Origin of the sequence: Acetobacter fallax (assembly GCF_011516735.1) — a bacterium.
Taxonomy (GTDB): Bacteria; Pseudomonadota; Alphaproteobacteria; order Acetobacterales; family Acetobacteraceae; genus Acetobacter; species Acetobacter fallax.
In genome coordinates this window covers 309218-323322 of sequence record NZ_WOSX01000001.1, presented here as the reverse complement: position 1 = coordinate 323322, position 14105 = coordinate 309218, and the positions used below count along the sequence as shown (strand labels likewise).

Sequence of the window (14105 nt, the reverse complement as noted above, 5' to 3'; positions counted from 1 at the left end):
CGCAGGTCGTTTCAACGTCTGTTCAGAGGGCTTTGTCATGAAGCCCGCACCCGCCCCGATCTTGTGGAGCCAAAACCTTGTCCAGACAGAATGACGGCGGCAATCGTGGCAAAAATTGACGTTCTGATGTCTGTCTATAACTGCGAACGCTATATTGCGGACACTCTGGCCAGTATTCAGAATCAGACAATTCGCGACATCAGACTCGTCATCATTGATGACGGCTCAACGGACAAAACCGGCGAAATCATCAAAGCCGCGCAAGCCAGCGATTCACGCATCGATTATCACTATCAGCCCAACGCCGGAATCGTCGCCGCGGTGCAGAAAGGTACTGCTCTCTGTACCGCTCCGTTCATCGCCCGGCATGATGGCGATGACATCTCCTATCCCGACCGTTTTGAAAAAGAACTGGCATATCTGGAGCAGAACCCGGATTGCGTCGCCGTCAGCGCGCTTGCGCGACATATCGATGAAAACGGCAGCCCGACAGGGAATTACGTCGGCCTCAAAGATCTCTCAAAAGCCGATTATACCTCAATCCCGGCCACAGAGCCTTACATCATGCAGCCTCTGCTTTTCCTCAGACGGGATGCCCTCGGGAAGGCTGGCGGCTACAGACCGCTCACAGTCTCCGAGGATACGGATCTGTACTGGCGGATGTCCGAATTCGGCAGCCTCCACATCATTCCGGAAATGCTGGGCGATTACCGCATCCATTCAGCCTCAATCTCGTCACAGGGCATTATTGCCGGCAGGAAATTAGCCATCTGGTCCCAGCTCTGCGCTGTCTCGGCATGGCGCAGGCGAGCCGGTGAGCCTGACATCAGCTTCACGCCGGACCTGAAAAAAATGATCGATGCAGAAAGCAGCCTCAGCGGTCTGTTTTCCATCGTTTCCCCGCTTCTCAGGAAAGATGAAAAGTCCTGGCTTCATTCCGCTCTGGCAGCCAAGATGGTCGACATCTGCTACCTGCGCCCCTACGAGCCGGACCGGTCCGATATCGAATTCATCCGGTCAGTCCCGGTCGTCGATCCTCAGGTTTCATCGCGATCTCTCTATGCCGAATACAAGGAAGCCGTTCTTTCCACGGCGATCAGGCTGGTCATTTCCGGTCGCATTGCCGATGCACTGCGACTTGTTTCACCAAAGCAATTGCCGAAGCTGGCCGCCCGGGTCATCTTTCGCGTTGTGCTTCCGCCTTCTGTGAGAAACCGGATTAAGTCGGTAACAAAAACAAAGTAGCCTGCATCTCATCATATATCAGGTATAAGGATTTATACCGAAGGGTGTGGCCTTTGCCCCGGAACCGGCAGGGACCGCAGGCCCCTGCATCCCGGCTGCTTGATCATAAACGGTTTGCAAAGGCTCTGTTAGCGTTACGTGCTGGCTCCTTCCCAGGGCTTTGCCCTGGAACCCACCAAAGGTCACAGACCTTTGAAACCATTTTGTTAAACAGATCGGGGTGCAGGGGCCTGCGGTCCCTGCCGGGTCCGGGCAGAGCCCGGATTCTGCTAACCCTTTGAAAAATTACAGATCAACACTTAACAACAACAGAACCTTTGCCGGGTTCCAGAGCAGAGCCTGCCACACCCATCAACCTCACACCGGTCACAAGCCAGACCCTCCGGTATCACACACCACACACCGACGTTATTTTTCGATGCCGGCCAGAGACAGCCTATGCTTCACAATCGGGAGAATAAGTCCCGGACTTGCGATACAATGCCTTTTTCGGGGTTTCTCATGCAGATACGGTACCCGGTGATGACCCGGAAAAGACAAAACCGGGCGTCATCCCCGAAACGGACATCGTCGCTTTCTAAAAAACAGATCAGATCCAACATTGTCGCATAAAAAAATCCTGTGAAACAAAAATAATACAGGTTTCGTCGGCCGATTTCACCGTAATGATCATATACAGTCCACGCCCGAAGCCGGTTCTCACTGTTCAGCACAGGATTTGTCCCGGCCAGCCGGTCGGGTATTGCTTTTGTCCGACCAGATCACACGACGCTACAACCGGAATTGCTTCTCTTTCACTACCGGATAAAGTGCGATCACCAGAAACTCTTTCGATAATGACCAGGCAGCAGGCACACAAATGAAAAAAGACGTGGTGGATCGTGTAGCTGCAAGGCTCTCCCCGTGAGCGGAAAACCCGCCGGCGTCGGAAAAGCAGCCACCAGCGGCTTTCTCTGGCTCGTGTTCCAGAGTGTGGCCGCGCGCGGCATAGGATTTTTCTCACAGCTTATTCTCGCACGCCTGCTGATGCCGGAAGATTTCGGCGTTATCGGCCTGGCCTTTACCGTCACGACGATCGCAAACTCGCTGATCGGATTCGGAATCGACGAGGTGCTCCTCCAGCGCCAGAAAAGTATCGCTCACTGGGAAACGCCGGCGTTCTGGCTCAGTCTCGGCATCGGTGTTCTCGGAATGCTGGGTATGATCGCCATGGCGCCGCTGGCCTCCCATTGGTACCATTCTCCGGTACTGTCAGGCCTCATCATGGCCATCGCAATCGCCTCACCGCTGAATGCCCTGGCAACAGTTCCAACCGCCAAAATCAGGGCGGAAATGGATTTCCGGTTTCTGGCAACCTACAACGCCTTCGATATCTTCGCGCTCCAGTTGCTGACAATCGCCTTCGCGGCAGCAGGGCTCAAGGCATACGCATTCGCGCTGCCATTTCCCATCGTCTCGGCAATCCGGGCCATCTGGTTCTGGCGCCGCTCGGCTCCACGCACAAACCGTCGGTTCCGACCTTTCCAGCTGCGTTATCTCCTCGGCAACAGCTCACTCGTCCTCCTGACACGCACAGTGGTCGACCTCGTCAGCCAGGGCGACTACATCGTCCTCGGCCTGATCGCTTCAAAAGTCGAAGTGGGTTATTATTTCTTCGCGTTCCGCTTCTCGGCACAGCCCGTCCGCATGCTCGCAGGCAACGTCACCAACGTCGTCTTCCCCGCCCTGGCGCAGTTCCGCAACGAACCGGCAAGGCAGGTCGATGCCGTTCTCCGCGCCTGTCGCCTGCTGGGTTATCTCGTCATGCCGTTCTGCCTCCTGCAGGCCGGCCTGGCCCAGCCCGGACTGCATCTTTTGTTCGGCGAACGGTGGATGAAAGCCGTCCCGTATGTGATTATCCTGAGTGTAGGCCTGCCGTTTGACGCACTGAGCTGGGTCACGGCCTCCCTGCTCAGCGCCAGACGCGAATTTGCCCGGGGCTTTTATTATCAGCTCATCGGCGCGCCCCTGTTCTACGCCATGGTAATTGCCGGCGGCTATCTGGACAGCGTCATGGGCGTCGCAATCGCCGTGGCCCTCTATTATTTCATCTGGCCACCCGCAACGTCCTATCTGATCATGCTGCGTAACGGCGTGTCCTGGCGCACAATCGCGGAATTCTATTTCCTCCCTGCCGGCTTCTCGGGAGTCGCCGTGGGGCTCGGTCTCCTGTGCGCGGAAATGCCCGGCGTCAGAAACAGTGACTTCGCACAATGCATAATGATCGGGCTCATCACATGCATTGCCTACGTCGCGCTGCTTGCCGCGTTCCGCAGAGACATGCTCAACGAGATCATTAACAAATTCCGTAAACGGTAGCCGGAACATCCTGCCCGATGCAAAAGCGAGTCGTAAATGTTCACCAGAGGGGGAAGGGAAGGCATCCCTGCGATCCCCGGAGCCCTCTGGAAAACAGGACAATCATACGTTAATAAATCATTAAAATGTTTGCTGGCGGAGAGCAGTCAGCCTCCCGCTCATGAAAGAAAAACCAGTTCAGATGAAGAATTTTCTTTTCCTGTCTGTGCACGATTTCCGTTCCCGTCGCAAAACATGCGTACACTTCATGACGACTGAACTGGCAAAACGCGGCCACGCCCGGTTCTATTCAACCGGCCTGAGCCGGCTTTCCGAACATCGCGGCGATACGCGTACCGATCTTGCCGATAAAGCAAACCGCATCGAAGTCGTGGATGGCGTCGAGTGCTATCTTCAGCGGGGTCTGTGGCACCCGTTCCGCCTGAAAAATCCGAAACTCCAGCCACTCGAAGCCGCAATGTTCAGTCTTTACCGGCACAGAATGACTCCGGTTCTGCGACAGTGGATTCTGGAAGCCGATGAGGTCTTCATCGAATCCGGAATGGCAACCGTCTATATCGCGGACGTAAAACGCCTTAACCCGAAAGCACGGATCATATACTGGGCCGCTGACGATCTGACCGTCATCGGTGCGGCAGAAACCATCAGGCGTGACTTCATCAAGAACTTTGACAGCATCGATCTGGTAAGACTGCCGTCGCCCCTGCTTCTGAGCGGCATGCCTCACGGCCGGACAAGCATCTTCGCGCCGCACGGCGTGGACCGTGCCGTCATGGATATTCCGCGCCCGTCACCATACGGTGAAAAACCGGCCTGCGTATCTGTCGGCTCCATGCTCTTCGATCCGACATTCTTCAATATAGCAGCGCCCGCTTTCCCCGATCTCGACTTTCACGTGATCGGCGCCGGACGCGCCGCCGAAAGCCTGGACACACTGCCCAACCTCATCGTCCATGAAGAAATGCCCTTCGTGGAGACCCTGGCCTATGTCCAGCACGCGGTGTTCGGCATCGCCCCCTATCGGGATGAAAACACACCGAGCTATCTTCTTGATACCTCAATGAAACTCAAGCAGTTCGCCTATTTTGGTAAACCCGCAGTCTGCCCCGAATTCGCACTCGGAAATGTCGCAGGTCGCTGCGGCTATATCCCCGGCAACCGGGCCTCCATCATCAAAGCCGTTTCCTCCGCGCTGGCTTATCAGGAGCCGGTATCCATCGATCTGGTGGAATGGAGCGAAATAGCAGACCGCATCCTGACGCCCGAACGCTTCCCGGAACACCGCCTGACAGAGAAAAAGCAGACCTGATCTCAATCCGGATAAAGAGTGATCGTCATAAAGAGCCCCAGGCTCTGACCGGCCCCGAAAGGGAGCGCCCCGCGAAAACGCGCTCCGCACGACGGCTTCAGCAGTCCCCGTCGTTCACACCTTCAGATTTCGATCATTCCAGCGCAGATAACCACTCAGAAGAAAAATACTGTAAGTGAATTTTGCTTTCAGCTCAGGGGACTGCCTCCGCAGCAGCCGGAACGGAATCCCTCCCAGCGCTTTGGCGATCATCAGGAAAATACGCCCGATCCCGTAGCCATGTTTGCGATAATAAGCGCCATCACCAAGCGAATATTTGCGCACACGCGCCAGATGCCGCGCATCGTCGGTGACGATCTGCTCATGGAAAATAACCAGGTCCCTGACAAAACGGACCCTGAAACCACCCTCGAGCGCACGGGCGATATAGTCACGATCCTCCGCGCTCTGGAAGATGCTCGTCCCTCCCGTACCAAGCCGCTCGTCGAACAGACCGGTCCCGGCTTCTGCGACCCGGCGCATAAAAATCGTATTGCTGTTGGCCGCGTCAATAACATTGATACGGTCGATGTCGCAGTCCCGAGGCAAAGACGGAACAATCGAATTGCGCCCCTCCGCATCAGTGGTGCGGCCGACAAGCATGTCATACCCGCTATAGTTCCTGAAAAGCTCAGTCACTTCAGCGAGCGTTTCAGGACCATACCAGCAGTCATCATCAGGAAAGGCGATGATGTCTCCTGTCGCCACCTTCAGACCGGCATTGCGCCCGACCGACAGACCCTTCGGTGACCGGAGATGCGTGAGACGCAGAGAGCCCGTATACCGGGCGATCACATCGTCAAGATACCCCTCAGGATTCTGGTCCACGACAATAATTTCAAAGTCACGAAAAGACTGTTTTTCCAGTGATGCCAGTAAGCGGCCGAGAATGTCCTGCCGACCAAGTGTACTGGTGATCAGGGAAAAAGAAGGATGTGTCGTCATCTGACGAACAGAACATCCTCCCGTCAGGGTCTGTCAATAACAACTGCCACCCACACTGAAATCTGACCTGACTTCACGATTATCTCTGAACAAATCACCGGATTCCGGCAGATACGGACCATGAATATTTGGAAAATGTATCATTTTCAGGATTGAGAAATTTCATTGAGACAGCGTCATGTTCATATCCGGAACGCCCCCGCATCGCCAGCGCAGATCACCCCTCCGGGGTCTCGCGCCGCCATCGCATGGCCGGCACCATCAGCAACGGAATAATGCCGGCCAGCGAAACCAAAGCCGCGATCAGAAAAACGCGGGGCAGGGACAGATAATGCGCCACAGTCCCCGAACACAGCGCCGCAAATCCCGCGCCAGTATCAAAAAAAGCATCGAAAAGCGCAAAAGCCATGCCCCGCCGCACCACCGGAACCGCTGCCAGAACCGGTAGCGTCAGAAGCGGATAGCCCATCGAAAACCCGAACCCCGTCACAACAGCTCCGCTCAGAGCCATCAGCGGCGTCGGCGCCAGCCAGATCATACAGAGACCAAGTGCTTCCACCAGCAGGCAGGTCACCACAGGCCAGCGCGAACGGACATGATCGCTGAGATCGGAAAACAGAAGCCGCGCCGTGACATGCCCCACGCCAAAACCCGCAATCCCGACGCCCGCACTGCCCAGCGGCAACGCCGCCCAGCCATGAGCCCTGTAATCCAGAGCCAGAAACGACGTAATCGCGGCAAACCCACAGGCATTGGCGAAAAGACCAAGACCCGGAAGCAGAATCACCGAAAGCAACGGCGCCACAGGTGCGCTGTCATGAACACGTGCGGCGGTGCCAGGCCGGATAACCAGCGCAGCACCCGTTCCCAGAAGCGGAATGATCGTGGAAATGGCACAGGCAAGCGCAAATCCCCCCGGCTGCCCATGGTCAAGCCAGGCACCAAAGGCAGACCCCAGAGCCAGCCCCGCGAACAGACCAAGCCCGACCCACGAAACCGCCCGCCCGACACGATCCGGCCCCGCGCGGTCAACAGCCCAGAGCCCGGTCCCGGAAATCACCAGCCCCTCGCCAATGCCCATGAAAATCCGGCCTAAAACGATGAGCGATGCCGCTGCCTGCCGTCCCGCAGCGCCATAATCCATCAGAAAATCCGACGCCAGATAAGTAAGGCCACAGAAGATCATGGCAATCAGACCGGCAATCGCAGCAAACCGGCCGCCACGCCGATCGGTCAGATGCCCGCACCACGGCCGCGACAACAGGGTCGCAATCGATTCCAGCCCGATGATCCAGCCGACAATGGTCAGACTGTAGCCAAGGTCGCCATTAAGCCGCTGAGGCAGGATCGGCAGCGCAATCCCCATGGCCGTCATGCCGAGCAGGGTGACACTGGCAATCCCGGCCGTGGCGCCGCTACTCGCCGGCGGAACGTTGCTCCCGCTCATTGTGCCGCCCGGCGCCGCCTGCTCAGCCGTCGGCGCGCCCCGTCCAGCGCCGCCGCAAGATCCAGCACGTGGAACATATGCAGCAGGATCAGATACACCAGTCCGCCCAGTGGAACTTCCACAGCAAGACGAAGCCCGAGCCACGCCGTGATCCGGGACGTCGGATGAGGTAACATGCTGTTGGCGCCGAACAGGATCAGCGCCATCGCGCAGGCCGCGACAGTCATCAGAACGATCCTGTTGCGCGCCACCGCATCAATGCGCAGCGCATCGCGCCGGAACAGCAGCATGGAAAGAATGGCCACATTCGCAATGGCAGCCAGACTGCTCGCAAGCGGTGGCCCGATATGGGCGAGGGGCCTCATCAGCAGCAGATTGAGGATCAGATTGAGCACCAGCGTAAAGAACCCGATCTTCACCGGCGTCGATGTATCGCCCCGTGCAAAGAACGCCGGAGACAGCACCTTGATCAGCACAAACGCAGGCAACCCGATCGCATAAGCCCGCAGCGACTGCGCCGACATCGCCCCGTCCGTCAACGTAAAGGACCCATGCGAGAACAGAACCTGCATGATCGGTGTGCCAAGCGCGAGAAGCCCCGCCATCGCAGGCAATGTCAGCATCAGCACATAATCCAGAGCCCGCCCCTGAGCCCCGTGCGCGCCGTCATGATCCCCCTCGGCAAGATGCCGAGTCAGAACCGGCAGCAACGTCGTCCCGGCCGCAGCCCCCAGAACACCCAGCGGTAACTGGTTGAGCCGGTCCGCAAAATACATGAACGAAATACTGCCCGTCGGAAGCAGCGTCGCAATGATCGTGTCGATCGTCAGATTGATCTGAGTGACACCACTCCCGATCAGCCCCGGCAGCATCCGCCGCCCGAGCAGCCGGACCCGTGGCGTCAGACGCGGGGGCAGGGGAGTGAGATCAAACCCCGCCCGCCTTGCCGCAATCATCAGCAACCCAAGCTGTACCACGCCCGAAACCGTCACACCCCAGGCCGCCGCATGCGCCACGGACGGAAAGTAAGGCGTCGCGAACAGAACCGCCGCAATGCCGATCACGTTGAAGGCCAGATATGCCGCCGCCGCCACACCAAACCGGTGCAGACCATTCAGAACACCGGAAACCAGCGCCGCCGCACAGATCAGAACAAGATAGGGAAAGGTAATCCTGCTGAGCGTCACACCCAGATCATATTGCGGGCCGTTCTTCGCAAACCCCGGCGCAATCACCCGCAGAACCGCCGGCATGAAAATCTCGCCAAGCACGCAGAGAATCACCAGCCAGGTCAGCAGAACACCAAACACCCGCCGCGCCAGAAGCCGCGCCTCAGTCTCGCCATGCTCCGCCAGAATCGAGGAAAACAGCGGCACGAACGCCGCGTTGAACGCCCCCTCGCCAAACAGACGCCGAAACATGTTCGGAAGCCGGAATGCAACCAGGTAGGCATCCTGCATCGGCCCCGCGCCCATGAAGGCGGCAAGCAGCTGATCACGAACCAGACCGAGAATCCGGCTGGCCATCGTCCAGCCGCCGACTGTGAGAAATCCCTTGAGCATAGTCGCTTATAGAGACGCCATGACGTTGCCGGAAAGACCACGTTTCGCATGTACCCGACGAAAGATCGTGCACCGATGGTTCAGTGCCCGATGGCCACCGCATGGTCCGTTGCGCGCCTGGAAAATTTCGCCGGTATGGCTCTGGCCGTGGCCCTGCTGTAAAGGGACAGACAGTCCAGCCAGCCCAACGCCGGAGTTCCGATCATGGCTCAGTTCAGGCGTACCCGATCGCCACTTAATTCGACGGTCATCGTCCGCTTCGTGGCAATCACGATCGGGCTGGTCTTTCTCGCCCTCGCCCTGCGATTTGCGATGGAAATGCCAGATGTCATGCCGGGAAACGCGGCAGGAATCCTCGTCCTGGTTTTCGTCGGCGCCGTTCTGGTGCTCGGTGCCCTCTGGATCGGCATCTAAAAAAAGCCCGCCGGAAAGGCGGGCTTTTTCTTAGTCCATCCGTATCAGTTCTGAAATTCCCTGATCAGGGAATAAAAAAGCCTGCCGGCTCAGGTCGCGCTTATTTAGGAGCAGGCCCGGTCGATACGGCATTTTTCGAGTGATCATGAGCCGCCACGAGCACCGCTACGAGGCTGCTGGAGAAAATGCGTGCGATCCGGGTGACCATGGCGAAGCTCCTGAAAAGGGTTCTGTCATGAACATTATCAGCGCGTCATATTCAGGTAAATATAAATCGTATGCCGGACATGAAAAATTCACATAGCTATACAGTGCGTCACATATCCCGGTCTCTCACAGCACCTCAAACAGCCTGCGCGTTGTCGGCAGAATGTCCTCACGTCCGCGCCACGCTGAAGACTCCCCGTCCGCAATCAGAGCAAGCTGGTCATATTCGCGGTTTCCCTTCGTGCTCCAGCGCCGCCTGATCTCGTCAAACGACAGACGCGTCGTGAGCGGTATGCCAATATCGACAATCTGCGTCGCCATATGTGTCACTGCGATAAGAGGGTGACCGATCTCCAGTTCATCACGTGTGAGCCCGATTTCTTCCCCGGCTTCCGCGGCGATCTGATCCGCCAGAGAAATATCGTCACACCCGTCCCGTGATTCGACAGTCCCCGCCGGCGGAGACTGCCAGAACCCCCCAAGATACAGCGATAACGGCGCCCGCCGCGCAATCACAAACCCGCCAGAACAACGCAACCCGCCACATACAGCCAGTTGCCGCAGCGGCCGATCGCCAAAAATCAGCGGGTCTTCGATCTGCGCAAGCGCATGCCGGTAATCCGTCCAGTGCCCCTCAATGCGCTCAGGCGTCACCCGGTCCGCACAAAAGACCCGGCCATTAAAAAGCGCCGGTCGCGCAGCTTTCGCCCCGGCCCAGATCGTGTCGACCCGCGCCTCGATCCCGGCGGAAAAAAGCCGGGGCTCACCGGAAGACACGACGATGAGATCAGGGGAAAGAGCCATGCAGCTCCAGTCGCCAAAGGCATGTTCGCCACGCGGCACCTTTTCTTCACTCAACACAGTGTCTCCGTTTTCCCGTCGCGACCCGATGTCAAAGACTGTCTCATAAGTCCCTCCGCCAACGACCCGACACGCCTGCTGACGCAGCCCTGCCGGGCTCCCATGCTCAGGCCCGCCCGTGGCCGCTCCGTCCGGTGCTCAGAACATACGCCGACAGCACCCTTTAAGGGACGTTTTCTCTCAGCGGAGACACTTCTGAAACAGTCTCCGCCAGATAATTTTTTTGAGACCGCAACGAATTAGGCCTGTCAGCCTCGCGCCTGGTGGGCTTAAATCGCACAACGTTCGCGCTGGAAAGATGACAGATGACACTCAATGTCGCTCTGACACACAAGACCACCTATGATTATGACCGCCCGGTCGTTCTCGGACCTCAGATCATAAGGCTGCGACCGGCAGCCCATGCCCGCACCAATGTGCTCTCCTACGCCCTGAGAATCGAACCCGAGCCGCATTTCATCAACTGGATGCAGGACCCGTCAGGAAACTGGCAGGCACGGGTCGTCTTCCCGGAACGCGTCAACCACTTCCATGTCACCGTCGACCTCGTCGCCGACATGGCAGCGAGCAACCCGTTCGATTTCTTTCTCGAACCGCAGGCCGAATCCTGGCCCTTCACCTACGATCAGGTTCTGGACCAGGAACTCGCGCCCTACCGCCGGCTCGAAGAACCCGGGCCGCTGCTGTCGGCATTTCTCGACGAAATCCCCCTCACGGAACAGCGCACCGTCGATATGCTGGTCGCGCTCAATCAGGCCGTCCTGAAGCGCATCAGCTACATCGTGCGGCTGGAACCCGGCGTCTGGGAGCCCGAGAAAACACTGTCCGAAGGAAAAGGCTCCTGCCGCGACAGCGCCTGGCTGCTGGTGCAGCTCCTCCGCCACCTCGGATATGCCGCACGTTTTGTCTCCGGTTACCTGATCCAGCTCGCAGCCGATGAAAAACCGGTCGATGGCCCGGCGGGACCAGAGACGGATTTCACGGATCTGCACGCCTGGGCCGAAGTCTACCTGCCCGGCGCCGGCTGGATCGGCCTCGATGCAACATCCGGCATGCTGGCCGGCGAAGGGCACATTCCCCTCGCGGCAACCCCCGAACCGAGTTCCGCGGCGCCGATTTCCGGCGGCGTCGAAGCCTGCGAAACGAAATTTTCGTTCGTCATGCAGGTCGAACGCATCGCCGAATCGCCCCGCACGACAAAACCGTACGACGACACCACCTGGCAGGCGATCCTGGCAGCCGGAGAAAAAGTCGACGCGCAGCTGAACGCCGGTGATGTCCGCCTGACCATGGGCGGCGAACCAACCTTCATCGCCGCGGACGACATGGATGCGCCCGAGTGGAATATCGAAGCCCTCGGCCCGACCAAACGCGCCTGTGCCGGACGTCTTCTGAACCGCCTGATGCCGCTCTGGTCGCCAGGCTCCGCTTACATGACGCTGTTCGGTAAACATTACCCCGGCGAACAGCTGCCGCGCTGGGCGCTCACCTGCTACTGGCGGGTCGACGGCGAACCGGTGTGGCTCGATCGTTCGCTGCTGGCATCCGATGACGACAAGGATAACGCAACCGAGCACGATGCCCGCCGTTTCGCCCGGTCGCTCGCCGAAAAATTGCAGGTAGACCCGGAACTGGTCACGCCGGCCTACGAAGACATCCATTACTATCTGTGGCGTGAACATCGCCTGCCGGCCAATGTGCTGGCCGAAGACTCGAAGCTCGATGACCCGCTGGAGCGCGACCGCCTGGCCCGCGTTTTCGAACGCGGCCTGTCCCGCGAATCAGGCTCGGTCCTGCCACTTCGCGTCGTGCTCCGGGACGGCGTGCGACGCTGGCAGTCCGGACGCTGGTTCCTGCGTGGCGATACCATTTTCCTCGTCCCCGGCGATTCCTCGATCGGCTTCCGTCTGCCACTGCAAAGCCTTCCCTGGGCAGAAACCGGGCATATTGAGCCGCAGGTCGAGGCCGATCCGTTCGCGCCGAAATATCCGCTCCCGCCTCATCCGTCTTTCGTGCGGCGCACCGGCACAGCCTACGGTGCTTCCGTGCCGGATCTGATCAGCCGGTCAGCCCGTTCTCCCGAAGGCCCCGGCGCGCAGCTCTCGGATCTTCCGGCCCTTCCGCCCTATCCGGTCCGTAAACCGTGGCGCCTCACGACAGAGCAGGCCTTTGACGAACATCTGCTCGCTATCGGCCGCGAGGAGCCGGCTGAAGTGCGGACTGCCCTCACAGTCGAGGCGCGTAACGGGATTCTGCATATCTTCTGCCCGCCGCTCACCGCCGTCGAAGACTGGCTGGATCTCTGCGCCGCAGTCGAGGCAACAGCCACCGAGTTCGGCCGGAAAATCGTGCTCGAAGGATATGCCCCGCCCCGCGATCCGCGCCTGCTCTCCTTTTCCGTCACGCCCGATCCCGGCGTCATCGAAGTCAACGTCCACCCCGCCGCAAGCTGGGATGAGCACGAAACCCGCAGCCGCCAGCTCTATGACGAAGCCCGCGGCGTCGGCCTCACCGCCGAAAAATTCATGCTCGACGGGCGCCATGTCGGAACCGGCGGCGGCAATCACGTCGTCATGGGCGCGGCAAGAGCGGAGGACAGCCCGTTCCTGCGTCGCCCGGATCTGCTCCGTTCACTTGCCAGCTTCTGGCATAACCACCCGTCGCTGTCGTACCTGTTCAGCGGCCTGTTTATCGGCCCCAGTTCGCAGCACCCGCGTATCGACGAAGCCAGACAGGACTCACTCTACGAACTCGAAATCGCATTCCGTCAGATCAGCCGGCAGCAGTTCACACCCCCCTGGCTGACCGACCGCCTGTTCCGCAATCTGTTCGCGGACATGACGGGCAACACCCACAGAACCGAGTTCTGCATCGACAAACTCTACGCCCCGGAAAGCAGCTCAGGCCGGCTCGGTCTCGTGGAATACCGCGCCTTCGAGATGCCGCCGCATCACCGCATGGCCGCCGCCCAGGCGCTCCTGATGCGCGCCTGCGTCGCCGCCTTCTGGAAAACCCCCTACGAGCGCCGCCTGGTCCGATGGGGCACACGCCTGCATGATGATTTCATGCTCCCGCATTACGTCGAACAGGATTTCCGCGACGCCATCGCCGAACTCTCCCAGTTCGGCGCGCCCCTCGACGCGGACTGGTTCCTGCCGCACTTCGCATTCCGTTTCCCGGAAATCGGCGCCATCTCCGAACTCGGCATGACGCTCGAACTCCGCACCGCCCTCGAACCCTGGAACACCCTCGCCGAAGAACCGGCGGCAGGTGGCACCGCCCGCTATGTCGACAGCTCCGTCGAACGCGTCCAGGCCCTCGTTACCGGCTGGGTCGATGAACGCTACATCCTCTCCTGCAACGGCGTCGGAGTCCCCCTGAGCCGGACGGAACGACAGGGTGAGTATGTTGGCGGCGTCCGCTTCAAAGCCTGGAATCCCCCAAGCGCCCTGCACCCGACCATCGGGGTCGAAACCCCGCTGGTGTTCGATATCTACGACACCTGGTCAGGCCGCAGCATCGGCGGCCTGACCTACCATGTCGTCCACCCCGGCGGCCGCAATTACGAAACCCGCCCCGTCAACGCCAGCGAGGCCGAAGCCCGCCGCCGAATCCGCTTCTTCCCGATCGGCCACACCCCCGGCGCCATGCCGGCACCCCGCCTCGAACGGTCGCTGGAACAGCCCCGCACGCTCGATCTGCGCCGGTTCTGAACCGG

At 59.3% G+C, this 14105-nt stretch carries 9 protein-coding genes; 5 read left to right on the top strand and 4 right to left on the bottom strand.

The window, feature by feature from the left end; all coding sequences use genetic code 11:
• Positions 1–105 precede the first annotated feature (105 nt).
• The 3 genes from GOB85_RS01395 (at position 106) to GOB85_RS01385 (ending at position 4912) form a co-directional block, all read left to right on the top strand.
• On the top strand, positions 106–1245 hold the full coding sequence (locus tag GOB85_RS01395; protein WP_173575805.1) for a glycosyltransferase: 1140 nt from the start codon (positions 106–108) through the stop codon (positions 1243–1245).
• Positions 1246–2148: 903 nt separating this feature from the next.
• Entirely contained in the window at positions 2149–3603 is a 1455-nt protein-coding gene (locus GOB85_RS01390) for an oligosaccharide flippase family protein (RefSeq protein ID WP_173575804.1), read from the top strand.
• Between the two features lie 160 nt (positions 3604–3763).
• Positions 3764–4912, top strand: a complete 1149-nt coding sequence (locus tag GOB85_RS01385) for a GumK N-terminal domain-containing glycosyltransferase (protein ID WP_408737004.1) — start codon at positions 3764–3766, stop codon at positions 4910–4912.
• Positions 4913–5026: 114 nt separating this feature from the next.
• On the opposite strand, the gene GOB85_RS01380 is transcribed toward GOB85_RS01385, so the two are convergent.
• From GOB85_RS01380 to murJ, 3 genes are all read right to left on the bottom strand, one after another.
• Positions 5027–5896, bottom strand: coding sequence for a glycosyltransferase family 2 protein (locus GOB85_RS01380; RefSeq protein WP_173575802.1), 870 nt, complete (start codon positions 5894–5896; stop codon positions 5027–5029).
• A 217-nt stretch (positions 5897–6113) separates the two neighbouring features.
• A complete protein-coding gene (locus GOB85_RS01375; RefSeq protein ID WP_173575801.1) occupies positions 6114–7343 on the bottom strand; it encodes an MFS transporter in 1230 nt (409 codons plus the stop codon).
• On the bottom strand, positions 7340–8905 hold the full coding sequence (gene murJ, locus GOB85_RS01370; protein WP_173575800.1) for a murein biosynthesis integral membrane protein MurJ: 1566 nt from the start codon (positions 8903–8905) through the stop codon (positions 7340–7342). Before murJ ends, GOB85_RS01375 begins: the two co-directional genes overlap by 4 nt.
• A gap of 204 nt (positions 8906–9109) precedes the next feature.
• On the opposite strand from murJ, the gene GOB85_RS01365 reads away from it, so the two are divergent.
• Positions 9110–9319, top strand: a complete 210-nt coding sequence (locus GOB85_RS01365; RefSeq protein WP_173575799.1) for a hypothetical protein — start codon at positions 9110–9112, stop codon at positions 9317–9319.
• 333 nt (positions 9320–9652) lie between these two features.
• On the opposite strand, the gene GOB85_RS01360 is transcribed toward GOB85_RS01365, so the two are convergent.
• Positions 9653–10384, bottom strand: coding sequence for a phosphohydrolase (locus GOB85_RS01360; protein ID WP_173575798.1), 732 nt, complete (start codon positions 10382–10384; stop codon positions 9653–9655).
• A gap of 308 nt (positions 10385–10692) precedes the next feature.
• On the opposite strand from GOB85_RS01360, the gene GOB85_RS01355 reads away from it, so the two are divergent.
• A complete protein-coding gene (locus tag GOB85_RS01355; protein ID WP_173575797.1) occupies positions 10693–14100 on the top strand; it encodes a transglutaminase family protein in 3408 nt (1135 codons plus the stop codon).
• Positions 14101–14105 lie beyond the last annotated feature (5 nt).

Bases quoted from the DNA above. Each gene is read 5' to 3' on its own strand.
- GOB85_RS01385 (WP_408737004.1), top strand. From the start codon at position 3,764: ATGAAAGAAAAACCAGTTCAGATGAAGAATTTTCTTTTCCTGTCTGTG.
- GOB85_RS01380 (WP_173575802.1), bottom strand. From the start codon at position 5,896: ATGACGACACATCCTTCTTTTTCCCTGATCACCAGTACACTTGGTCGG.
- GOB85_RS01375 (WP_173575801.1), bottom strand. From the start codon at position 7,343: ATGAGCGGGAGCAACGTTCCGCCGGCGAGTAGCGGCGCCACGGCCGGG.
- murJ (WP_173575800.1), bottom strand. From the start codon at position 8,905: ATGCTCAAGGGATTTCTCACAGTCGGCGGCTGGACGATGGCCAGCCGG.
- GOB85_RS01365 (WP_173575799.1), top strand. From the start codon at position 9,110: ATGGCTCAGTTCAGGCGTACCCGATCGCCACTTAATTCGACGGTCATC.
- GOB85_RS01355 (WP_173575797.1), top strand. From the start codon at position 10,693: ATGACACTCAATGTCGCTCTGACACACAAGACCACCTATGATTATGAC.